The 21,205-nt window shown below is 60.8% G+C and carries 21 protein-coding genes; 9 read left to right on the top strand and 12 right to left on the bottom strand.

Annotation, left to right across the window (positions count from 1 at the left end; genetic code table 11):
* Positions 1 to 112 precede the first annotated feature (112 nt).
* The 3 genes from L4923_RS05000 to L4923_RS04990 all read left to right on the top strand — a co-directional run bounded on the left by L4923_RS05000 (position 113) and on the right by L4923_RS04990 (position 2,509).
* Entirely contained in the window at positions 113 to 862 is a 750-nt protein-coding gene (locus tag L4923_RS05000) for a YebC/PmpR family DNA-binding transcriptional regulator (RefSeq protein ID WP_239362531.1), read from the top strand.
* A 156-nt stretch (positions 863 to 1,018) separates the two neighbouring features.
* Positions 1,019 to 1,330 carry an Rdx family protein gene (locus tag L4923_RS04995; RefSeq protein ID WP_239362530.1) on the top strand — a complete coding sequence of 104 codons (312 nt, stop codon included), beginning with the start codon at positions 1,019 to 1,021 and terminating at the stop codon, positions 1,328 to 1,330.
* A 102-nt stretch (positions 1,331 to 1,432) separates the two neighbouring features.
* Positions 1,433 to 2,509 carry a D-alanine--D-alanine ligase family protein gene (locus L4923_RS04990; RefSeq protein WP_239362527.1) on the top strand — a complete coding sequence of 359 codons (1,077 nt, stop codon included), beginning with the start codon at positions 1,433 to 1,435 and terminating at the stop codon, positions 2,507 to 2,509.
* Positions 2,510 to 2,589: 80 nt separating this feature from the next.
* Here L4923_RS04990 and L4923_RS04985 read toward each other — a convergent pair whose 3' ends face one another.
* Both L4923_RS04985 and L4923_RS04980 read right to left on the bottom strand, forming a co-directional pair.
* Positions 2,590 to 3,069: an anthrone oxygenase family protein gene (locus L4923_RS04985; protein WP_239362525.1), complete on the bottom strand. Its 480-nt coding sequence runs from the start codon at positions 3,067 to 3,069 to the stop codon at positions 2,590 to 2,592.
* 13 nt (positions 3,070 to 3,082) lie between these two features.
* Positions 3,083 to 3,922, bottom strand: a complete 840-nt coding sequence (locus L4923_RS04980; RefSeq protein ID WP_239362522.1) for an NAD(P)H-binding protein — start codon at positions 3,920 to 3,922, stop codon at positions 3,083 to 3,085.
* Positions 3,923 to 4,044: 122 nt separating this feature from the next.
* Between L4923_RS04980 and L4923_RS04975 the strand changes: the two genes are divergently transcribed.
* Positions 4,045 to 4,677, top strand: a complete 633-nt coding sequence (locus L4923_RS04975) for a TetR/AcrR family transcriptional regulator (protein ID WP_239362520.1) — start codon at positions 4,045 to 4,047, stop codon at positions 4,675 to 4,677.
* Positions 4,678 to 4,785: 108 nt separating this feature from the next.
* On the opposite strand, the gene rpmE is transcribed toward L4923_RS04975, so the two are convergent.
* The gene (gene rpmE / locus L4923_RS04970; RefSeq protein ID WP_024922908.1) at positions 4,786 to 5,007 is read right to left on the bottom strand and encodes a 50S ribosomal protein L31; all 222 of its coding nucleotides are present in this window, start codon (positions 5,005 to 5,007) and stop codon (positions 4,786 to 4,788) included.
* Positions 5,008 to 5,181: 174 nt separating this feature from the next.
* Here rpmE and L4923_RS04965 point away from each other — a divergent pair, with 174 nt between their 5' ends.
* Positions 5,182 to 6,981: an ABC transporter transmembrane domain-containing protein gene (locus L4923_RS04965; RefSeq protein WP_239362519.1), complete on the top strand. Its 1,800-nt coding sequence runs from the start codon at positions 5,182 to 5,184 to the stop codon at positions 6,979 to 6,981.
* Here the strand turns inward: L4923_RS04965 and L4923_RS04960 are convergent, their stop codons facing one another.
* The 4 genes from L4923_RS04960 to L4923_RS04945 all read right to left on the bottom strand — a co-directional run bounded on the left by L4923_RS04960 (position 6,982) and on the right by L4923_RS04945 (position 11,189).
* Positions 6,982 to 8,130, bottom strand: coding sequence for an amidohydrolase (locus L4923_RS04960; protein ID WP_239362518.1), 1,149 nt, complete (start codon positions 8,128 to 8,130; stop codon positions 6,982 to 6,984).
* A 93-nt stretch (positions 8,131 to 8,223) separates the two neighbouring features.
* Positions 8,224 to 8,907, bottom strand: coding sequence for a nitroreductase family protein (locus L4923_RS04955; protein ID WP_239362517.1), 684 nt, complete (start codon positions 8,905 to 8,907; stop codon positions 8,224 to 8,226).
* Positions 8,908 to 8,999: 92 nt separating this feature from the next.
* A complete protein-coding gene (locus tag L4923_RS04950) occupies positions 9,000 to 9,662 on the bottom strand; it encodes a GntR family transcriptional regulator (RefSeq protein WP_239362516.1) in 663 nt (220 codons plus the stop codon).
* Positions 9,663 to 9,701: 39 nt separating this feature from the next.
* Positions 9,702 to 11,189 carry a carboxypeptidase M32 gene (locus L4923_RS04945; RefSeq protein WP_239362515.1) on the bottom strand — a complete coding sequence of 496 codons (1,488 nt, stop codon included), beginning with the start codon at positions 11,187 to 11,189 and terminating at the stop codon, positions 9,702 to 9,704.
* Between the two features lie 135 nt (positions 11,190 to 11,324).
* On the opposite strand from L4923_RS04945, the gene L4923_RS04940 reads away from it, so the two are divergent.
* Positions 11,325 to 11,678 carry a DUF1304 domain-containing protein gene (locus tag L4923_RS04940; RefSeq protein ID WP_239362514.1) on the top strand — a complete coding sequence of 118 codons (354 nt, stop codon included), beginning with the start codon at positions 11,325 to 11,327 and terminating at the stop codon, positions 11,676 to 11,678.
* Positions 11,679 to 11,744: 66 nt separating this feature from the next.
* Here L4923_RS04940 and L4923_RS04935 read toward each other — a convergent pair whose 3' ends face one another.
* Both L4923_RS04935 and glmM read right to left on the bottom strand, forming a co-directional pair.
* Positions 11,745 to 12,584: an outer membrane protein gene (locus L4923_RS04935; protein ID WP_239362513.1), complete on the bottom strand. Its 840-nt coding sequence runs from the start codon at positions 12,582 to 12,584 to the stop codon at positions 11,745 to 11,747.
* Between the two features lie 211 nt (positions 12,585 to 12,795).
* Positions 12,796 to 14,148: a phosphoglucosamine mutase gene (gene glmM, locus L4923_RS04930; protein ID WP_239362512.1), complete on the bottom strand. Its 1,353-nt coding sequence runs from the start codon at positions 14,146 to 14,148 to the stop codon at positions 12,796 to 12,798.
* A gap of 601 nt (positions 14,149 to 14,749) precedes the next feature.
* On the opposite strand from glmM, the gene L4923_RS04925 reads away from it, so the two are divergent.
* Positions 14,750 to 15,409, top strand: a complete 660-nt coding sequence (locus L4923_RS04925) for a hypothetical protein (protein ID WP_425530905.1) — start codon at positions 14,750 to 14,752, stop codon at positions 15,407 to 15,409.
* A 147-nt stretch (positions 15,410 to 15,556) separates the two neighbouring features.
* On the top strand, positions 15,557 to 16,195 hold the full coding sequence (locus L4923_RS04920) for an antifreeze protein (RefSeq protein ID WP_239362507.1): 639 nt from the start codon (positions 15,557 to 15,559) through the stop codon (positions 16,193 to 16,195).
* Positions 16,196 to 16,342: 147 nt separating this feature from the next.
* On the opposite strand, the gene L4923_RS04915 is transcribed toward L4923_RS04920, so the two are convergent.
* Positions 16,343 to 17,404, bottom strand: coding sequence for an SO2930 family diheme c-type cytochrome (locus L4923_RS04915; RefSeq protein WP_239362504.1), 1,062 nt, complete (start codon positions 17,402 to 17,404; stop codon positions 16,343 to 16,345).
* On the bottom strand, positions 17,401 to 18,636 hold the full coding sequence (locus L4923_RS04910) for a parallel beta-helix domain-containing protein (protein ID WP_239362501.1): 1,236 nt from the start codon (positions 18,634 to 18,636) through the stop codon (positions 17,401 to 17,403). The genes L4923_RS04915 and L4923_RS04910 overlap by 4 nt, the downstream gene beginning before the upstream one ends.
* Before the next feature lie 84 nt (positions 18,637 to 18,720).
* Between L4923_RS04910 and L4923_RS04905 the strand changes: the two genes are divergently transcribed.
* Positions 18,721 to 19,392, top strand: a complete 672-nt coding sequence (locus L4923_RS04905) for a TetR/AcrR family transcriptional regulator (protein ID WP_239362498.1) — start codon at positions 18,721 to 18,723, stop codon at positions 19,390 to 19,392.
* On the opposite strand, the gene L4923_RS04900 is transcribed toward L4923_RS04905, so the two are convergent.
* Positions 19,361 to 20,932 carry a cation:proton antiporter gene (locus L4923_RS04900; protein WP_239362496.1) on the bottom strand — a complete coding sequence of 524 codons (1,572 nt, stop codon included), beginning with the start codon at positions 20,930 to 20,932 and terminating at the stop codon, positions 19,361 to 19,363. The genes L4923_RS04905 and L4923_RS04900 overlap by 32 nt on opposite strands.
* Between the last annotated feature and the right edge of the window lie 273 nt (positions 20,933 to 21,205).

The raw sequence follows: 21,205 nt of genomic DNA, 5'->3' as shown, positions 1-21,205 counted from the left end.
GCCATTCCGGCATCGGACCGCAACCGCTGCCCAATCAATATGTCAGATCGTTTTTGGCGCGTCTTTTCAGGCGCATGACGGTTCGACAGCCGCAAACGACCATAGGGGTGCCATGGCTGGCCATTCACAGTTCAAGAACATCATGCATCGCAAGGGCCGCCAGGATGCGGTCCGCTCGAAGATCTTCTCCAAGCTTGCGCGTGAAATCACCGTCGCTGCCAAGCAGGGTCTTCCCGATCCAGCGATGAACCCGCGCCTGCGTCTGGCGATCCAGAACGCCAAGGCCGAGTCGATGCCGAAGGATAATATCCAGCGCGCCATCTCCAAGGCATCCGGCGGCGATGCCGAAAATTATGAGGAAGTGCGCTACGAGGGTTATGGGCCTGGCGGCGTCGCGCTGATCGTCGAGGCGCTGACGGACAACCGCAACCGCTCCGCTTCCAACGTACGCGCGGCGTTCACCAAGGCAGGCGGAGCGCTCGGCGAAACCGGCTCGGTATCCTTCATGTGGGATCGCATCGGCGAAATCGTCTACCCGGCCAAGGTCGGCAGCGACGACAAGGTGATGGAAGCTGCGATCGAAGCCGGTGCCGACGACGTCGAGACCGATGAGGAAAGCCACACCATCTACTGCGCCTTCGAAAATCTCGGCGAAGTGTCGAAGGCCTTGGAAAGCGCACTTGGCGAAGCTGAATCGGTGAAAGCCATCTGGAGGCCGCAGAACAATATTCCGGTCGACGAAGAACGCGCGCAATCACTGATGAAGCTGGTCGCGACGCTCGAGGACGACGACGACGTCCAGAACGTCTATGCCAATTTCGAAGTCGACGACGCAACCTTGGCCAAGCTCAGCGCGGCCTGACCTGAAACGCCCCGGCAAGCCCGGGGCGTTTTCCTTTCTCATATCTGCAGCGCCCGCGTTTTCGGAGACGCGGAAACGTTCTAGTTCTTTGTTTTTACGCAATTCGGAAGCAACACCGCTGCGACCTTTTGCTGGGATTTGCTCCACGAGGTTTTGATGACTGACGCTACTGGGCCCCGCATCGTCATCACCTATTGCACACAGTGTCAGTGGCTGTTGCGTGCCGGCTGGATGGCCCAGGAACTGCTGTCGACTTTCGCCACGGATCTCGGCGAAGTGGTTCTTGTGCCGGGCACAGGCGGTATCTTCACTATTGCATGCAACGACGATCTGATCTGGGACCGCAAGCGCGATGGCGGTTTTCCGGATGCAGCCAGGCTGAAGCAGCTGGTGCGCGATGTGATTGATCCTGAGCGCGATCTTGGCCATTCCGACCGCAATCGCCGAAAGGGCGGGGACCAGGCTTGAACGCTTGCACAGCTTCGTCGACCGGCGTCACAGATAAGCTGGAATTGCTGGTCATCCGACAGGCTGCTCGTTGAACATTGTTCAGGCAAGGCCGGAGAAAACATGGCATCGAAACTGCGCATCGCGGTGCTGTTTGGCGGGCGTTCCGCCGAGCATGACGTTTCCATCATGTCGGCGAGCAATGTCGTCAAGGCGATCGACACCTCCAAATACGAGGTCGTGCCGATCGGCGTAAGCCGCGACGGCCGCTGGTATCTGGCTGAACTCGACCATGATGGCACACTGCCAAAAGCTGTAGCAGGGCACGGTATGGAAGTAGCGCTTCTGCCGGGCGGCAAAGGGCGTCTGGTTGCTATCGCCCCTGGCGGGCTGGCTTCTGAGTTGCCCCGGGTCGATGTGCTGTTTCCGATATTGCACGGCCCGTTCGGCGAGGATGGAACGGTCCAGGGCCTCGCCGAAGTCGCGGACCTGCCTTATGTCGGCTGTGGCGTGCTCGGTTCGGCCAGTTCGATGGACAAGGATGTGGCCAAGCGTTTGATGAGGGAAGCCGGAATCCCGGTCGCCCGCGCTCGCACAGCCTATGTCGGCGAACCACCCTCATTCTCCGCAATAGCGGCCGAACTCGGCCTGCCCCTCTTCGTCAAGCCCGCACGACAAGGTTCCTCCGTCGGAGTCAGCAAGGTCGAAAGCGCGGAACAGCTGGATATCGCTCTCGCCGAGGCGTTCAGACACGACCGCAAGGTCTTGATCGAAGAGTTTGTCGCGGGCCGCGAGATTGAATTCGCGGTACTCGAACAGCCCGACGGCTCGCTTTTCGTCTCGCTGCCGGGCGAGATCGTGCCGGCTGCAGACCATCGCTTCTACACTTACGAGGCTAAGTATCTCGATGCCGACGGCGCGGTCTTGCGCGTGCCCGCCGATCTGCCGGAAACGGCGACCGCAAGGTTGCAGGAAATAGCCCGTGCCGCCTTCCTGGCGCTTGGCTGCGAGAGCATGGCTCGGGTGGATTTCTTCATGCGCGCCGACGGTCGCGTTCTCGTCAATGAGGTGAACACCATTCCTGGCTTCACCAATATCAGCATGTATCCCAAGACGATGGCTGTGTCGGGCGTTTCCTATTTTGAGCTGGTAGACCGGCTCATTGAGCACGCCGTGGCACGCTGGAAGCGCCAGGCTTGAGGCGAAGCGGCCGGGACAAATCCGGCCATATGCCGGGCGTGGTGGCAAGCGCAACAAGCGTGCCAGGCCACCAGCCCTGATTACATCAGCGCCGCGATGAAGGCAGCCAAGGCACCGGTGCAGGCGAAGGCGCGCACATGGTTCCAGAACACCCAGCGATCGAGATAGGTGGCCCAGAGCTGCGCGGCGGCCTGGCTGTCGGGCGCCGTGGCCGCCAATGCATCGTTCATCGGCACGTTGATGGCCATGGTGACGACGATGTTGCCGAGCACATAAAGCGCGGCACCGATCAGCGCCCAGCCGGGCCGCGGGACACCCCAGCCGAGCAGGGCCGCCAGCACCAGGAACAGCCCCAGCAGCGCCGTGCCCATGAAGATGGACAGGAACAACGGATTCTGAATCACCGCGTTGATGGTGTTCATGGCCAGGACGCCCTGTGGAACCGGTACTTGCGACAGCGAGGGCATCACCGAATTGGAATAGGTGAAGAAGAGACCCGCCATAAGGCCGCTGCCGAGCGCGGCAATGAAAGTGATGGCAACCACGATTTGAGCAAACATCTTTCTCTCCCTCTCAGAGATCCGTGTTCCAGACGCCGGTAGCGGCAGTTTCGCGCACATAAACGGAAAAGTCTTTGGGCTCGCGGCCGAGAGCCCGCTGGACACCATCGGCGAGATATTCGTTGCGCCCGTCGAGCACCCGAACGAACAATTCGTCGAGCAGCCACACGATATCGGCGGGTGTTCCATAGGCCGCAAGTTCTGCCTTGAACTCTTCCGGCGAGACGCGGCTGAAGCCGATGTTCCGACCGGAAGCGCGGGCGATCTCGGCAACGGCTTGGCGGAAGGTCAGGAGACGCGGTCCGGTCAGTTCGTACAACTCACCAACATGACCTTCCTTCGAGAGGACTTCGGCTGCAACATCCGCGATATCGTCGGCATCGACGAAGGGTTCGCCGACATCGGCTGCGGGAACAGAAATCTGCCCGGCCAGCAGGCCATCCAAGAACGCGCTTTCTGAAAAGTTCTGCGCGAACCAGGCGCAGCGCAGGATGGTCCAATCAGCGCCAGTGGCTTTCACCAACTCTTCTGAGTGCTGCGCCTCTGGTTCACCGCGACCGGACAGAAGCACCAGCCGGCGCACGCCTTGACTTACCGCCAACCTTGCAAAGTCGCCGACTGCTTCCGCCGCGCCGGGCACGGCCAGATCTGGGTAGTAGCTGATGTAGACGGCGCCGATGTCTTCAAGGGCGCCAGCCCAGCTTGCCTTGTCGGTCCAGTCGAAGGCCGGGCTCGCCGAACGCGAACCGATACGGACCGGAATATTCCTGGCGGCGAGCCGCTCGGCCAGCCTGCGGCCGGTCTTGCCCGTGCCGCCAAGGATCAGAACGGGTTTAGATGTGATGCTGGTCATCTTTTATCTCCACGTCACAAACATGAGCAATCCTCATGTTTGCAAAATGTGATAAACTCTCATATTCTGTGAGTCAAGCAGCAATTTTCGGGCAGCAGCCGACCGCATTCGAGGAAGAGAGCATGGAAAGCGTACAGGCCATCATTCAGGACGCCCCCGGCCCACGCCGTGAACCAACACAGAAGCGCAGCCGCGAACGGGTGGAGCGCATGCTCGCCGTCGCGTCGGATCTGATTGCGGAAAAAGGCAGCGACGCCCTGCGTATGGGTGAAGTGGCCCAGAAAGCCGGGGTTTCGATCGGCTCGCTCTACCAGTTCTTTCCCGACAAAAGCGCCATCATCCGCGCGCTCGCCGACCGCTACCAGAAGGAAAGCGAGGCCTGCATCGCCGAAGCTCTCGCAAGCGTGAAAGACAAGGACGCTCTGGAAAAAGCCTTCTCGGCGCTGGTCGACACCTATTACGGCATCTTCCTGGCTGAGCCGGTGATGCGCGACATCTGGTCAGGTACGCAGGCAGACAAGGGATTGCGCGAACTCGAGCTCGCCCACAGCCGTGCCAATGCCGGCATGCTGCTTGAAGTGCTGATGCGCCTGCGCCCGGATGAGAATCCAGTAGCGCTCGAGACTTCGGCCTTCTTGATCTGGCAGCTCGGCGAAGCGACGATGCGGCTTGCAGTGTCGGTCGACCGCGCTGAGGGCGACCGGCTGGTTACCGCGTACAAGCGGATGGCACTTGGAGAACTCTCGCGCGGCTGAAGCCGTCACAAGCCCGTGAGCTGAGTGTCCGGTGGCGAATTGTGGGCGAGCCGCAACAAAAAACCCGCCTTGGAGGCGGGTTTTTCGGATCAATATCGCGTTTCCGGCTTAGATGCCGAGATTGGCGAACTTGTTCTTGAACTTCGACAGACGGCCACCGCGGTCGAGCAGCGTCTGCTGACCACCGGTCCAGGCCGGATGCGTGGAAGGATCGATGTCGAGGTTCATCGTGTCGCCTTCCTTGCCCCAGGTCGAACGGGTCTGGTACTCGGTGCCGTTCGTCATGACGACCTTGATGGTGTGGTAATCGGGATGGATGTCAGCCTTCATCGCTCTTGTCCTGGCTAGCTGGGACGGCGGCCCTGCGGCGAAGCGCCCCTTTTTAAAACTCGAAGCCGCAGCTATTGAGGAGCCACGGCTTCAAAAACGGTCGGCGTGCCTATACAACAGGCGAAATTGAATCACAAGGCCGTGCCGGAGCCAATTCGGACAGGAACCGGGACGATGGCGGACCCTACCAGCGCAGACGAGCGCAGACGCTCGCTCAAGCCGCTTCAGCGCGTGTTTCCCTACATCACCCGCTATCGCGGCCTGGTGATCGGTGCCGGTGTTTCGCTGGTGCTGGCGGCTGTCACCACACTGGCGCTGCCGCTCGCCGTGCGACGCATGATCGACAACGGCTTCTCCACTTCCGATTCCGCCTTCATCGCCAGCTATTTCGGCATGTTGATGATCATGGCGGCCGTACTCGCACTGGCTTCCGCCGGCCGCTACTATTTCGTCATCACCCTTGGCGAACGCGTCGTCGCCGACATTCGCCGCGACGTCTTCTCGCATGTCACGACATTATCGCCGGCGTTTTTCGATACGTCGCAATCGGGTGAGATCGTCTCGCGCCTCGCTGCCGACACCACCCAGATCAAATCAGCGGTGGGTGCAACCGCTTCGGTTGCGCTGCGCAACGTCATCCTCGGATTCGGTGCGCTGGCGATGATGGTGGTGACCAGCCCCAAGCTCTCCAGCCTGGTCATCGCGGCAATCCCGGTCATTGTGCTGCCCCTGGTCGCCTTCGGCCGTTCGGTGCGGCGCCGTTCCAGGCAGGCGCAGGACACGCTGGCCAATGCCACCGCCTATGCCAGCGAGCAGATCGGTGCCGTACGCACCTTGCAGGCCTTCACCAATGAAGGGCTCGTTACAGGCCGTTTTTTTTCAGCTGTCGAGGCCGCCTTTGCCGCCGCCCGCGCCTCCGTGCTTGCGCGCGCCCTGCTCACCTTCTTTGCCATCTTCATGGTGTTCTCCTCGGTGGTCGCCGTTCTATGGTTCGGCTCACGTGACGTGCTCAATGGTACGCTGTCACCCGGTACGCTTGGCCAGTTCCTGCTTTATTCGGTGTTCGCTGCCGGTGCGCTCGGGGCGCTCTCGGAAGTGTGGGGGGAGTTGTCGCAGGCCGCAGGTGCAGCTGAACGGCTAACCGAGATTCTGGCCGAAAAGCCCGGCGTCGAGGCACCGGTCCATCCACGACCCTTGCCCACCACGGTCAAGGGAGCAATCGAATTCGCCGACGTCTCTTTCTCCTATCCGGCAAGACCTGATCGCGCCGCCGTGCACGGCCTTAGCTTCTCGGTGAAACCCGGTGAAACGATCGCCATCGTCGGTCCTTCGGGTGCGGGCAAGAGCACGGTGTTTTCGCTGATCTTGCGTTTTTACGATCCCGAAACCGGCCAGGTGAAACTCGACGGCATCGACATCACCGAAGCTGATCCGCTCGCTTTGCGTCGGCGTATCGCCATCGTGCCGCAGGACGTCACCATCTTCGCCGCCAGCGCACGTGACAATATCGCCTTCGGACGACCCGGCGCTTCAAACGCCGAGATCGAGGCCGCGGCAAGAGCTGCCCTTGCCGAGGAATTCATCCTCAAGCTGCAGAACGGCTACGACACGCCGGTCGGCGAACGCGGCGTCACCTTGTCCGGCGGGCAGCGCCAACGCGTCGCCATCGCCCGCGCCATTCTGCGCGACGCGCCTATCCTGCTGCTGGACGAAGCAACATCTGCACTCGACGCGGAAAGCGAGACGCTCGTGCAGGAAGCGCTCGAACATCTGATGCGCGGCCGTACCACGCTCGTCATCGCCCACCGGCTGGCGACCGTGCTGAAAGCCGATCGCATCCTCGTCATGGATGGTGGACGCATCGTCGAGGAAGGCACGCACAAGAGCCTTGTGGCCAAAGGCGGCCTTTACGCCAAACTCGCCAAGTTGCAATTCGAGACCGGCGCCAACGCCTTCATGGGCGCTGCGGAGTGACTATCCCAAAAGATTGCGTGCAGTGCGCATGAAAACCCTCGAGCCGATCGGGATCAGATCGTCCGGAAAATCATAGTCGGGGTTGTGCAACGCCGGATGCCGCTCACCGGCTCCCAAGAAGAACATTGCGGAAGGCGCGTTGCGCCCGAAGGTGCCGAAGTCTTCCGAAGCGCGCATGGGCAGGCTGTCTTCGCTATGGATGACGCCTTCCTGATCGAGAGCCGTGCTCAGATGATCGACCGCAACCGGGGCGTTCATGCTGGCAACGAAGATCTCGTGATAATCGATCGCGAAGGTCAGGCTGGCCTCTCCGGCGACCTGGCTTACAAGCGCCTCCGCGGCAGCGCATAGGCCCGCCATCCGATCATCGAGCCGTGTGCGCAACGTCGCCCACACTTCTGCCCGACCGGGCGCCACGCCAAACACGGCCTCGCCCATGGTGGCATGGGTGACGGTCACCATACCGAAATCATCATCGCTGAAGGCGCCGCCGCCAAGCTTCGCCAGTGCCGGCATCAGCTTGCTCACCGCGAGCATCGGCGAAATGCCGGTTTCGGGCATCGAGGAATGCGCGGTCTTGCCTTCGAGCACGATGCGCATCCCGCGCGAGGCGCAGTTGACGACACCGGGCTTCAGCCTCACCTCGCCAAAAGGGATGCCGGGCAGATTATGCAGCGAAAAAGAAAAATCCGGAGCGATCTCGCCAAAGCGCGGATCGGCTACCACGCCGACCGCCCCGTCGCCGGTTTCTTCCGCCGGCTGGAACATCAGGACGACACGGCCCTTTTTCGGGCGGTCACGCCCGAACTGGCGGCCGAGTGCCGCCAGGATCGCGGTGTGTCCATCATGGCCACACATATGCGATTTGCCGGGCACGAGCGAAGAGTGCTCGACGCCGGACAATTCTTCGATCGGCAAAGCGTCGAGTTCCGAGCGAAACAAGACCGTCGGCCCTGGCCTGCCACTGTCATAGACCATGGCAACGCCATGACCGCCAAGTCCGGTCAGCACCTTGTCCGGCCCCGTGTCATCGAGAAAGGCGACCACCTCCTTGGCGGTGGCGGCTTCCTCGTTCGATATCTCGGGATGCTGGTGCAACTTGCGGCGCCATGCCGTGAGCTCGATCAGATCCTGGTTGGTCAGCGACAATGCGGCCTCCTCATCCGGCTTCATTCTAGACAGGATGGCGCCGGACGCTGCGGATCGGAAGGGGCAGCTCCAGAAAAAAACCCTCCAGGCGCCTCAAAGGAAGGTGGCTATTTCCGCCAACGGCTTCTTCTCGATCGCATGCCGCGGGATGGTTGCGCCTTCCTTCGGATAGCCGACAACCAGCAGGATATAGGGCTTGTCGTGCAGGTCGCGACTGCAAATCTCGTTCAGGAAGCTCATCGGGTTCGGTGTGTGTGTCAGCGCGACGAGGCCAGCGCGGTGGATGGCGGTGATCAGAAAACCGGTCGCGATCGACACCGACTCCGGTACGTAATAATTCTTGCGCATCACACCATCAGCCGAACGGCTGCGGCGCTCGCCAAAAATACAGATAAGCCAGGGCGCCTCCTCCAGGAACGGCTTGTCCGCATCAGTGCCGAGCGGGGCCAACGCCGCCAGCCACTCCTCGCCGGCCCTGCCCTCATAAAAGGCTCGCTCCTCGATCTCAGCTGCCTCGCGGATGCGTTTCTTGATGGCGGCATCGCCGATCACCGCGAAATGCCAAGGCTGATGGTTGGCGCCGTTCGGTGCCGTGCCCGCCGCCAGGATGCAGGTTTCGATGATGTCGCGCGGCACCGGCTTTGTCGAGAATTCGCGCACGGTGTGGCGCGCGCGCATTTCCGCATAAAAGGCCTCGGCATTCGCCCGCATGGTTTCCAGCGGAAGCTCTTGAAAATCTGGCAACGGAATCGGCTGGTAGCCGGCGGTCGGTTTCATCGGGCGCTCCCTTGGATTGTCTAACAATATTGTCCTACAATCCGGGAACGTGCAAGTCGCACCCCGAGCGAAGCGTCTTGGGGGGAAAACCGTCAGGCGGGTGCGAAATGATCGTCGGACAGCCTCTGGATGAGCGCGCCGGAAGCGATGATGTGTTCCCGGATCGCCATTTCTGCAGACAGTCTGTCATCGGCTAGAACGGCTTCGACGATGCGGCGATGTTCGGCATTGCTGGCAAAGACGTCCTGACGATCGACCAGCATGCGGAACTGCAGCCAGTAGAGCGAGTTGGACAGCCTGGTCAGTGTTTCAGCCAGCAGGGCGTTATCGATGACCTCAGGAAACAAGGCATGAAAACGCGTGTTGGCGTTGGAGAACTTCGTCATATCATTGGCCGCGACCGCGTCGTCCATCTCCGCCTGCAGGGCAAGCAGCCTTGCCGGCGATGCGCGCAGCACCGGCACAGCAAGGCCGACAGCCAATGTTTCAAGTGCACCACGCACCGCAAAAAGATCATCGACCTCCTTGCGCGACAGCCTGCGTACCGTCACCCCTCGATGGGGTTCGAAAGCAAGCAGCCTGTCAGCCGTCAGCCGCTGGAACGCCTCCCGAACTGAAGAGCGCGATACGCCGTGCCGGGAGGCCAGTTCGGCCTCGGTGAGACGCTGGCCTGGTACGAGATGACCGCCACGCACGGCCTGCGCGATAGCTGATGCAACTTGCTGCGCTGTCGAAAGGGTGTCGCGTTCGGTCACGAAAGGCGGTCCGGCATTGTTCTTCGCGCTGCGAACCTATCACGATTTGCCGTAGCGCCGCTTCAGGTGCGCGATGAAATGTGCAGCATTCAGTTTTTCGCCGGTCGCGCGTTCAAGAAGTTCCGGCGTGGAGTAGCGCGAACCTTGCGACCAGATGCGCTCCCGCCGCCAGGCGTTGACGGCGTCGAAATCGCCGCGAGCGATATCGTCATCCGCGGAGGGATGCTCACGGGTCAACGCCGCCCATTGCTGCGCTGCCATCATGGCACCCAGCGTATAGGAGGGGAAATAACCGAAGGCAGCAGAAGGCCAATGCACGTCCTGCATTGGTCCGTCGGCCGCATTGTCGATGGTGGAAAGCCCAAGATATGCACGCATCTTGGCATCCCACGCTTCCGGTAGCTCGGCGACCTCCAGACGGCCCGAGACCAGATCCTGCTCCAGTTCGAAGCGCAAGATGACGTGCAGCGGATAGGTGACCTCGTCGGCATCGACGCGGATCAGCCCCCGCTCGACACGATGCACGTGTGGCAGGAGATCTTCCAGCGTCCAGGCTTCGCCAAGGTCCCTCTCGACCACCGGCAGCGCCCAGCGCCAAAAGGCTGGGTTGCGGCCGAGCTGCTTTTCCACGAACAGACTCTGGCTTTCATGCACAGCCATTCCGCGTGCCTTGCCAAGCGGCCAGTGCGACCACGCTTTTGGCAAGTTCTGTTCGTAAAGCGCGTGGCCGGTTTCATGCAGCACGCCCATCAATGCCGACAGGAAATCCGAGGTCTTGTAGCGGGTGGTGATACGCACATCGGTGGGTACACCGCCGCAGAACGGATGGTGCGACACCGAAAGCGAACCGTGGTTGAGGTCGAACCCGACCGCGGCCATCAGAGTTAGGCCCAGTTCCCGCTGTTTTTCAATCGGATAGACCCCCGACAGCGGTTTCAGCGGCCGGTTCGCCAGCCGTTCTTCTTGGACAGCGAGAGCTTCCGGCACGAAATCCGTCAGGAAGATCTTGAGTTCGGCAAAAACCGGCGCGATATCGGCAGCACGGTTTCCCGGATCGTATTGTTCCATCAGCGCGTCATAAGGTGACAGCTTGAGGACATCCGCCCGCATGCCTGCCTCTTCGCGTACCAATGCGACGATGTTTTCGAGCGCCGGGCGAAACCCCGCCCAATCGTTCTTGGCGCGAAGATCCCGCCACAGCTGCTCCGAACGCAGTCGTGCCGCTGTCTGCCGCTCGACGAATTCCGCCGGCAGGCAGGTCAGGTTGGTATATTGGCGTTCGAATTCCCTCAGTGCCGATTGCTGATCTTCGTCCAGGCTCTCGGTCTTGGCAGCGCCGATCCAGTCAGCGACTTCCGGTGCCGTGGCCTGGCGATGATATATACCGGCCAAGGTCGCCATCGCCTCGGCGCGCTTTTCACCGCCGCCGACCGCCATATGGGTGGCCTCATCCGCTCCAAGTATGGCTTGGGCGTGTTCCAACGCCTCTAGCTTACGGCCAAGTTCATCCAGTTTCTCGAACGACATTGCTTCACCAGGAATTGTGATTGAGTTGGCGCGAACAGACATCAAGCCGGCTGCGTTCGCAAGCCCATCCGTGCCCCTTGCACGGCGTCAAAGTCTACAGGAACATCGATGGGCATTTCATGCGGGAGGGAAACAATGATCGCTACCGTGCTTATCGGCCTGGTCGCACTGATCCACGCCTATATCGTCTATCTGGAGATGGTGCTGTGGGACACACCGCGCGGCCATAAGGCATTCGGGCTAACGCCGGATTTCGCCAAGGCATCGAAAGTGCTGGCGGCTAATCAGGGTCTCTATAACGGCTTCCTCGCAGCCGGCCTGGTCTGGGGGCTTTATCTCGGAGAGCCCGGCTTCCAGGTGAAGACCTTCTTTCTTGTCTGCGTTGTCGTGGCTGGCCTCTACGGCGCCGCCACTGCAAACCGCAAGATTCTATACGTCCAAGCCATCCCGGCCTTTCTGGCGCTTATCGCGCTGTGGCTGGGCTGGTGATCCGCTGATGTTCCAACGAAAACCGCCCAGCATTGCCGGGCGGTTCTGGAATTTTTGAGGCAGGAACTACTTTGTGTAAACCGGTTCCGGCTCGGGCTCCGGCACGTAGACCGGCGGAGGCGGTGCGCAATCCGACCGGCCACCGAACTGGTAGCGCAGGCCCGCGCGCACTTCATGCGTGTTGATGCCATCGTCGAAGCCGGGGCCGCCGCCCGCCCTATAACCGAACATGCGGCCGCCATTGATGTGGCTGAAGCGGTAACCGACGTCGAGCTTGGTGGTATCGGTCAGGCAGTAGGAAGCACCAGCCATGAGCGCATAGGCAAAGCGCCAGCTGGAATGTCCCTCATGTTCGAATTCGCCATCAGGATCCGTGTTGATCAGGCTGTTCCATTTGAGGTTCGCACCACCGATACCGGCACCGACGTAAGGCGTGATACCGTGCCAAGTGCCGATGTCGACATAAGCGTTGGCCAAAAGCAGCAGCGCCGAATAAGAGCTGGTGTCGGTCGAGGTACAGGGCAGGCCGGTACCGCAGAAGCCTGACGTGCCGCCGTTGAACTTGGTCTTTGACCAATAATCCAGCGTAAGGTCGGTGCGGAAGTATTTGGTGACCTGATAACCGACACCGCCGCCCACCGAAAAGCCGCCCTTCAGCTCGTGGGTGTCGAAACGGCCGACCTGGCCGAAGGGAAGGACATATTCCGGACTGTCCATATTGGACTTGCGGTAGCCGAGATCGCCGCGGATGTACCAGCCGCCATAGTCGGCCTCTTCATAGACCGGCGCCATAGGCGCCGGCGCTTCCACGACCGGCGGCTCGGCTATATCCGCCGCCAGAGCCGGCGCAGCGAGGCCGGATAGCAGCAAGCCGGCAACGGCTGCCTTCCTTCCGAAATTGTACATCCTTGTCACCCTTGAGACGTCGGGTTCGTGCCCGAACATGATTGACCTCGGGTGTGGATAATGAATTGCAAAGGTTAAAAGGCGTTTAACCGTATCAGTTAACTATAATTGCTTAGAATTGTCTGGAGATGCTGCTCACAACTTCGCCCGAAAAAAGCGCAAGGCCCGCAAAAGCGGGCCTTGCGTTCAGATCTGCGATGGCGGGTAAGCTTCAGGCGGCGCTGCGCACTTCGGCAATCACGCCGACAATGTCATTGACGACTTCTTCAACCAGCTTGGGATCGTCGCCTTCGGCCATGACGCGGATGAGAGGTTCCGTACCGGACGGACGAATGACCAGCCGGCCCTTCTTGCCGAGCCTGTTCTGCGCCTCTTCGATGGCGGCCTTGACCGGTGCTTCCTCGAGCGGCTTGCCGCCGGAGAAGCGGACATTCTTCAAAAGCTGCGGCACCGGCTCGAATTTCCTGAGCAGCTCGCTGACCGGCCGGTTCTGGCGCTTCACGCAGGCAAGCACCTGGAGCGCGGAAACCAGACCGTCGCCGGTGGTCGAGAAATCGGAAAGCACGATGTGGCCAGATTGTTCGCCGCCGACATTCAAGCCATGCGCGCGCATATGCTCGACGACATAGCGGTCGCCGACCTTCGTGCGGTGAAGCTGCAGCTTCATATCGGTCAGGAAACGTTCCAGGCCAAGGTTGGACATGACGGTGGAAACGACGCCGCCGCCGGCGAGACGGCCGTTCTGGTGCCAGGATTCGGCGATCAGCGCCATGATCTGATCGCCGTCAACGATCGTGCCGGTCTCATCCACGATGACGACGCGGTCGGCATCGCCGTCGAGCGCAATGCCGATGTCGGCGCGTACTTCGTGAACCTTCTTCTGCAGTTCCGCCGGATGGGTGGAACCGCACTCCTTGTTGATGTTGAAGCCGTTCGGCTCGACATTGATCGCGACCACGTCGGCGCCCAATTCCCAAAGGGCGGCGGGCGCAACCTTATAGCCGGCGCCGTTGGCGCAATCGATGACGATACGCAGGCCGGACAGCGACATGGAGCGCGGCATGGTCCGCTTGGCGAATTCGATGTAGCGGTCATGGACGCCGTCGACACGCTTGGCACGGCCAAGACTGTCGGAATCGGCCAGCGCCATCTCGACATCCTCGTCGAGCATGGCTTCGATGCGCTCTTCGATCTCGTCGGAAAGCTTGTAGCCGTCGGGGCCGAACAGCTTGATGCCGTTGTCGTAATAGGGGTTGTGCGACGCCGAGATCATGACGCCGATATCGGCGCGCAGCGAGCGGACCAGCATCGCCACCGCCGGCGTCGGAATCGGGCCAAGCAGGAAGACATCCATGCCTGCCGCACACAGACCGGCGACCAGTGCATTTTCGATCATGTAACCGGAAAGCCGGGTATCCTTGCCCAGCACGACACGATGACGATGACTGCCACGCTGGAAGGAGAGACCGGCGGCCATGCCGACCTTCATGGCGATTTCCGCAGTCATCGGGAACTTGTTGGCGCGCCCGCGAATACCATCCGTTCCGAAATAACGTCCCGACATCTACTATGAGTCCCTGGCTGTTTGCCCGAAGGCTGCTAATGCCACAACTGCCCCGTGCCAAGCCATCACTTTGTGTTATTCTACGTTATGAATCTTAGAAATTTATTGCCCCGCCAAAAATGTGTCGCATTGGTTCCGATGCTCACACGAATGCACGGCGGAAGATGCGGCTGTCGTGCTGGCGCAAGCAAGCCTTACGCGCTATTGCTCGCATGGGATTGATTGTGAGTGGCACAACGGAGAGAACGCTATGCTCATCGATCGACTTGCTACATTGACGGGCCTTGCCGTCGTGACATTGTTCCTGGCCCAGCCGGCCAGTGCGCTCACGATGGCAGAGTGCAGCACCAAGTATAACGCGGCCAAGGACGCCGGCACGCTGAACGGCCAGACCTGGAACCAGTTCCGGAAGGCGCAGTGCGGTACGGATGCCAGCGCCACCGAAGAAACCAAACCGGCGAAGAAAGCGAAGGCGAGCACGGACGACAGCAAGCCCGCCAAGAAGGCAGCGGCTGCGGCCGATGACGACGCCAAGGGCCTTACAGCCAAGGAATGCTCGGCCAAGTATCAGGCTGCCAAGGCGGCCGATACGCTGAACGGCATGAAGTGGAACGACTTCCGCAAGGCGGAGTGCGGCCCGGGTGCCACTGCAGCCATTGACACGACCAAGAAAACCAAGGCCGCGGCAGCGGCCGATGACGACGCCAAGGGCCTTACGGCCAAGGAATGCTCTGCCAAATACCAGGCTGCCAAGGCGGCCGATACGCTGAACGGTATGAAGTGGAACGACTTCCGCAAAGCTGAGTGCGGCCCTGGCGCCACGGCTGCGATCGAGACCAAGCCTACCAAGGCGTCGACCAAGGCAGCCGATGCAGCCGGCGGCAAAGGTCTGACCATGGCCGAATGCTCGACCAAATATCAGGCCGCCAAGAGCGGCGGCACACTGGGTGGCCTGAAATGGAATGACTTCCGCAAGGCCAATTGCAGCGCCAGCGCCAATGACGACGACACCGTGCCGGCCGCCGATGAAGCCACCTACACCAACGAGCCGGAAACCCCGACCGCGAAGGCTCCAAGTGGCGTCAAGTTCCCGAACGTCATTTCGAGGAAGTATTCCTCGGAAGCTCCGGGCAAGGCCCGCATGCACACCTGCCTTGACCAATATTATGCTGCGAAGGACGCCAACGCACTCGGCGGCCTGAAGTGGATCCAGAAGGGCGGCGGGTACTACAGCCTCTGCAACGCCCGTCTGAAGAGCTGATCGACGGCACACGCCAAGACGAAGCATTTTGGAATCGCGCGGATTCGTCTGCGCGATTCTTTTTTGTCCCCCGCTGCAGAATCTGCTGGAACATAGAAAGAACAAATAGTATACAGATAGAGTATTTAGCACTCACCGGAGGGGTTTATGCGAGTTCTCTATCTGGCGGCCACTGCCGCGACCATCATGTTCTCATTCAGCACTGCGCCTGCCAGTGCACTGACGATGAAAGAATGCAGCACCAAGTATCAGGCCGCGAAAGAGGCCGACACGCTGAACGGAATGAACTGGACCGCCTTCCGCAAGGCGGAGTGCGGCGCAGCTACGGCTGACAGCAGCGCGCCGGCAGACGCCGATGCTGCGTCAGCTGATACTGGCGCTACCGTGGCCAACACGAGCGACGCAGCAGCAGCCACAAAAGCGACAAAGGCCTTCGTTTCCTTCAAGGAGTGTGGCGCACGCTATCAGGAAGCCAAGCGCAACGATCAGCTGAACGGACGCGGATGGGACGAATACCGAACCGCGGAATGCGGCCATTCGCTGGACAAGAAGGAAGCGAAAGCCACCTCCAATCCGGCAGAAGCACCAGCCGGGGTTACGTTCCCGACTGAAATCGCCGCCGATTTCAAGAACGAGACGCCGGCAAAGGCACGCATGCATTCCTGCCTCAAGCAGTATCACGCCAACAAGGAAGCCGGCACGCTGAACGGACTGCGCTGGATTCAGAAGGGCGGCGGTTATTACAGCCTGTGCAGCAAGCGACTGAAGGGCAATCAAGCGGCTTGACCCATCGAACGTCAGGGCCCTCGAACCGTCGGGTTCGAGGGCCCTTTTTTGTTGGCTGCTACGGTTTTCCGATGATCGGGATCGGCTTTCGGAGAGCAGGATGCACACGTTCAAATGGGCGTGCTTCGAGGGTAGATTGGCTGCGCACTAGCGCAGGGAAGCGACCCAATCAGACAACAGCTTAACCGCATCCCGGTCCGCGATGTGCCGCCCGAGTTCGGGCATCATAATGCCCGGCACCGTGCTTTCCACACGATAGATCAGGATCGAACGATCAGGCTTCCCTGGCACGATATCGAACTCACGATCCCCTGAGCCCCGGCCTGCCGCTGCCGGTCGCTTCATGACGCCGTATCGCACCGGAACATCCTCGTTGAATGTGAGGAACAGCCCGGTGTTGCTGGCAGGCCCCTCAGCCCGATGGCAATGCGCGCAGTTGACATCGAGCCATGTGCGCGCGCGTTTTTCCAGCGGCGCCGTCGCATCATGCCAGTCGGCTGCCGCGGGCACTTCGGCCGGAGTTGGCACCCCCGAGAGCAGACCGGCAGCCGCCCAATGAGCGATCTGGTTTTCACTTCCGCTCGCATAGGCATAATCGGTATTGAGGTTACGGGCCTTCGGCCCGAGTGGCGTGATTTTGCCGTTGAAGGCGTGGCAGGCCTTGCACTGGTTCTTGTTGGGCACGGAATATTCGAAGGAAAGCTGTGCACCATCGGTTCCGACGGTTGAAATGCCGACCTTGGCCCCGGCGATCTTCAGCGTCGCATCTGTCTGCTGGTCGTTCCAGAGATAGGCCCATGCCTGCCAGCCATCCGTTTGATGCAGGAGCACGCGAGTCTCGATCAAGCGCAGCTTCTCGCCTGGCTTTCGGTGATCTGCGGGAAAGGCGAAAGTCTTGATCAATGCTGTTCCGACAGGGAAGCCGAAAGCTTCGACGGGATCGTATTTCGCTGGCTGTGCTTTCGGCAGATAGACGAAACGGAACTTGTCGGCACCGTCCGAGAAAAGCGGCGTCGCCAACCGAAATGGCAAGACACCCGTTGCCGGTATTTGCTTTTGTGCGTCTTCGAAGAAATCGAATTCCGACAATTGCTTCGGCGGCTTCGTGGCCAGAATGGCTGTATCGGAGATGGCTTGAGCGGGAGTGCCGAGCGAAATGACGGCTGCCGCCGCCGCAATCAACGACCGGACAGACCCTCGAATCTTCACGCCCCGCCATCCTGTGGCAGTTTGACGGCTTGGGGCTCGGGGAGGCTTCCTTTGTAGTCCGCAATATCGGTATCGGGCCACCAGCCCCAGGGCAGCAGAAGCTGGGAGAGCATCTTCAGATTGACGAAGCTGGTGCCTTCCGCCTCGTCTACATAGACTCGGTTTTCGGCCGAAACCCAGCTTAGATATTCAGGGATCCTCGTCACCCCGTCCCATACGATATCCGGCACGGGCGAGCCGGAAATATCCGTGATCATCTTACCCACTTCGCCGTCGGGCGCGTTGCCGCCCTCGCCATAAGTGTTGCCATGCACGAAGACGCCGCGCGGAACGAACATGTAGTTTTTGTCGTCGTAGTCCTTGGGATAAGCCCCGATGAGCACATGCGTCGTGCCGTTGCCGGACAGGCGATTGCCAAACACATGAACGTTACGGTTCGCCATCACCATGATGCCGGTGCCTTTCGGAACCATAGCCACGGTGTTGCCCTTCGGGGCGAAATTCGCGGTATCATTGTCAACGACGTCATTGTCGAACACGCGGATATCGTGCCCACCCTGCACCGGCAGGTTAGGAAGATCGAATATCAAGATGCCGCCGGTATTGTGGGTGGCGACATTCTTGTAGACATCTGCGCGCATCGAGTTCTCGATCTCGATGCCGGCGACATTGTATTCCGCCCTCGAATTCCGGACGATGACGTCCTCGCTCTGGCCGACATAAATTCCGGCATCCGAAGCGCCTCGCACGGTCACCTTGTCGATCAGCACATGCTTTGAAGAAACCGGGTAGACGCCGTAGGCACCATTTTTTTCGTTCGGCCCGTTCGTCCATTCGACGCGCAGGTTGCGGAAGGTGATCTGGTCGGAGCCCTTGGATTTCACGCCATCGCCCTTGGCGTCCTCGACAGCGAAGTCCTCCAGGACAACGCGATTTGACGTGACCAGAAGCCCCTCCCCCGAGCCTGTCTGACCTTTCAACGAAAGCACCGTCTGATCGGGCCCCGCGCCCTTCACGGTTACGTCGTCGACGTCGAGCGACAGGCCTTCGGTAAGTTCGATGCGCCCCGCGCCGATCACCACCGTGTCGCCCGGTTGTGCCGAAATCAGCACCTCGACCAGCTTCTCGGCCGCACCGTCGCCGGCTTCCACCTTAAGTTCGGCAGCCGAGGCGAAACCGCCCAAGCAGATCCCGCTCGCGAGAACTGCACCCCGTGCCAAGAGTAAACGCATCGCCCTCTCCCTGCGCAGCGTCGCTATGTCGAAACAATGCGCTTGCGCTGGACAGCTGTCAATAAAGATGAAAATGTTTCACTTATGGAGCGACCACCTCCCTCGAAACCCGTCGAACCGCGCCAGGACCGCGCGCTGAAGACACGCGCTGCTTTGCTTGCAGCGGTGGAGGCGATAGTCGCGGTTGATGGGCATGAGGCCGTAACGACAACCCGCGTTGCCGCAGAAACCGGTACGGCGGTGGGTACGATCTATCGCTATTTCATCGACCGGGAAGCGCTGCTGCTTGCTGCGTATGAAGCGACGGTGAAGCGCATCGTCGCGCAATGCGCGAGCAAGCTGGAGGCGCTGCCCGCAGACCTTACCGCAGCAGAAGCTGCAGGCATTCTGCTGTCACACTATCTGGAGGCCGCAGAGTCTATTCCTGCCCACACCGGCCTGCTCGCTGCGATGCGATCGATCCGCCCTATCGAAGCAGACCAGCAAGGGGGCGGTCAGACCGGTATAACAGGGGAACTGCTCCTGCCGTTCCTCGCGCGCTATGTCCCAAGCCAGCAAAGCGTCGAACCGGTGCAGTTGCGCTTCCTGAGCGTCGTTGTCGGCACCATGGTCGATCTTTACCTCGTGACCAGCGACAGCGTGGCCCGCGCGCATCTGCGCGAGGAGATCGAGGCTCATATAGCGCTGATGGTGGATCGGATGGTCTCGCGTGCTTCCGTCAGGATCACGCCGGCTCGCCTCGACCGACAGCACTGAGTTCGGCCCAATCGAATTCCTCTTCCAGAACATGGTATGCGTCGTCACCGATGACGAAGGTCCGCCTCAATTCGATTGCGCGGGCACGGGCTGCGGCAATGGCTTGAAGACGCAATGCACCGCCCGGCATACCGGCCGCCTGGTACGGCTCGCCGCCGACCTCGCACAGCTCGACAATGGCGCCGTATTCCTTACGCAGCAGCTTGGCGGCAAGACTGTCATCCTCCCCAATGGAGGCGACTGCAGCCTTGTAAGCCTGGGTGCGGGCATATCGCACCTCCTGTCCGACGGGATCATTGTCGGAAAGCCCCAGCCATAGGATCAGCGGCCTCAGCGTCAGTCCTTGCAATACCAATGTGCCAAAGACCACCGCGAAGGCCGTGAACAGGATCAGATCGCGATAGGGAAAAGGAGAACCGTCGCGCAGCACCTCAGGTATGGAAAAGGCGGCGGCAAGGGTGACGATGCCTCGCATGCCGGCCCAGGAGATCATGATCGCACCCTCGCGCGTCGGTCGCGCCATCGGCCGAGGCGGGTGGAAGCCGTACCGCTCTATGCGCCAGCGGATCAGCTTGTTGTAGCTCATCACCCAAGCAAAGCGCGTGAGAATGACGACAGCAAGGATAGCCGCGGCGAACAGCACATAGTTGTCGCGCATATCGGGCGTCAGCCGTTCCCAGATCGGGCCGATCTGCATGCCGATCAACACAAAAGCCATGGCGTTGAGGATGAAGACCACAGCCTCCCACACGGCATAAACCGGCACCCGCAGCCTGGCCGGCATGCTCGGCCCACGTGTGTTGGCGATCGTCATTGCATAGACGACGATGGTCAGGATGCCCGAAAGGCCGACCGCCTCGGCGGCGATCCAGATGCCGAATGTCATGGCGAACTGGACGATGATCGAAGTCGGAAAGTCCTCGAAACGTGTTGCCGGCGTGAGCACGCGCGCCAGGACGTATCCCGCGGCAACACTCGCGAAAACCGTCAGCAGAAAGACCGGTGCCCCACTCGATAGCGAAAGCCCACCGCCCAGCACGGCCATGACAGCCAGCTTGTAAAGGAGCAGCGCGCTGGCGTCGTTGAGCAGGCTTTCGCCTTCGAGGATCTTCAGCAGCCGGTGCGGAAGTTTGACCTGCCGCATGACGGCTGTCGCCGCGGCTGCATCCGGCGGCGCCACGATGGCGCCGAGCGCGACTGCAACGGCCCAGGACATATCCGGCACCAGCCATCGCGCCGCCAAAGCCACGGTGAGCGTCGTCAAGCCCACTGCCATCAACACGAGACCCGCGACCGGGATCCAGTTGTCCCGCAGATCACGCAAAGATGTGTCGTAGGCGGAATCAACCAGGACCGGGGCTACGAACAGGGTGAGCGCCAGATGTGGATCGAGTGTCCATTCCGGACTGTTCGGCAGGAACGGGATCAACGCACCGCCGATGGCCAGAAAGGCCGGATAGGGCACGCCAAGGCGACGCGCCAGTGCCGAGAGCAGCGCGGCGCCGAGCAGGAGGACAATGATCCATTCGAAGGTCTGCATGAAGAGGCCGGGATGTTCGAGTCGCCGTTGTGCCGCCTCGATTCTTGCGAACTGCAGGCACAAGCATTGCAGTGATAATAGCGACGATTGCAAAGCCCGTCTTTAGCGACAACGTCGCCAGGACCCTTGGCTCTTGAGGATAGCGCGCCGCCAAAAGAAAACGCCCCCCCCAAAGTCCCGCCGGTTAAAAAAAAAAATTAAAAAAAAATTAAACGGTGTGGGCCCAAACCCCCCCACGCCGCCCGGCCACGAGGATCACCGAGCCCGCCCCCC

The sequence above is a fragment of the Terribium retamae genome (assembly GCF_022347545.1).
Classification (GTDB): Bacteria; Pseudomonadota; Alphaproteobacteria; order Rhizobiales; family Rhizobiaceae; genus Mesorhizobium; species Mesorhizobium retamae.
This window is presented reverse-complemented; position numbering and strand designations above follow the sequence as displayed.

Bases quoted from the DNA above. Each gene is read 5' to 3' on its own strand.
- L4923_RS04935 (WP_239362513.1), bottom strand. From the start codon at position 12,584: ATGTACAATTTCGGAAGGAAGGCAGCCGTTGCCGGCTTGCTGCTATCC.
- L4923_RS04955 (WP_239362517.1), bottom strand. From the start codon at position 8,907: ATGAAACCGACCGCCGGCTACCAGCCGATTCCGTTGCCAGATTTTCAA.
- L4923_RS04925 (WP_425530905.1), top strand. From the start codon at position 14,750: ATGAAGTGGAACGACTTCCGCAAGGCGGAGTGCGGCCCGGGTGCCACT.
- rpmE (WP_024922908.1), bottom strand. From the start codon at position 5,007: ATGAAGGCTGACATCCATCCCGATTACCACACCATCAAGGTCGTCATG.
- L4923_RS04910 (WP_239362501.1), bottom strand. From the start codon at position 18,636: ATGCGTTTACTCTTGGCACGGGGTGCAGTTCTCGCGAGCGGGATCTGC.
- L4923_RS04990 (WP_239362527.1), top strand. From the start codon at position 1,433: ATGGCATCGAAACTGCGCATCGCGGTGCTGTTTGGCGGGCGTTCCGCC.
- L4923_RS04940 (WP_239362514.1), top strand. From the start codon at position 11,325: ATGATCGCTACCGTGCTTATCGGCCTGGTCGCACTGATCCACGCCTAT.
- L4923_RS04995 (WP_239362530.1), top strand. From the start codon at position 1,019: ATGACTGACGCTACTGGGCCCCGCATCGTCATCACCTATTGCACACAG.
- L4923_RS04900 (WP_239362496.1), bottom strand. From the start codon at position 20,932: ATGCAGACCTTCGAATGGATCATTGTCCTCCTGCTCGGCGCCGCGCTG.
- L4923_RS04905 (WP_239362498.1), top strand. From the start codon at position 18,721: ATGGAGCGACCACCTCCCTCGAAACCCGTCGAACCGCGCCAGGACCGC.
- L4923_RS04985 (WP_239362525.1), bottom strand. From the start codon at position 3,069: ATGTTTGCTCAAATCGTGGTTGCCATCACTTTCATTGCCGCGCTCGGC.
- L4923_RS05000 (WP_239362531.1), top strand. From the start codon at position 113: ATGGCTGGCCATTCACAGTTCAAGAACATCATGCATCGCAAGGGCCGC.
- L4923_RS04975 (WP_239362520.1), top strand. From the start codon at position 4,045: ATGGAAAGCGTACAGGCCATCATTCAGGACGCCCCCGGCCCACGCCGT.
- L4923_RS04920 (WP_239362507.1), top strand. From the start codon at position 15,557: ATGCGAGTTCTCTATCTGGCGGCCACTGCCGCGACCATCATGTTCTCA.
- L4923_RS04980 (WP_239362522.1), bottom strand. From the start codon at position 3,922: ATGACCAGCATCACATCTAAACCCGTTCTGATCCTTGGCGGCACGGGC.
- glmM (WP_239362512.1), bottom strand. From the start codon at position 14,148: ATGTCGGGACGTTATTTCGGAACGGATGGTATTCGCGGGCGCGCCAAC.
- L4923_RS04965 (WP_239362519.1), top strand. From the start codon at position 5,182: ATGGCGGACCCTACCAGCGCAGACGAGCGCAGACGCTCGCTCAAGCCG.
- L4923_RS04945 (WP_239362515.1), bottom strand. From the start codon at position 11,189: ATGTCGTTCGAGAAACTGGATGAACTTGGCCGTAAGCTAGAGGCGTTG.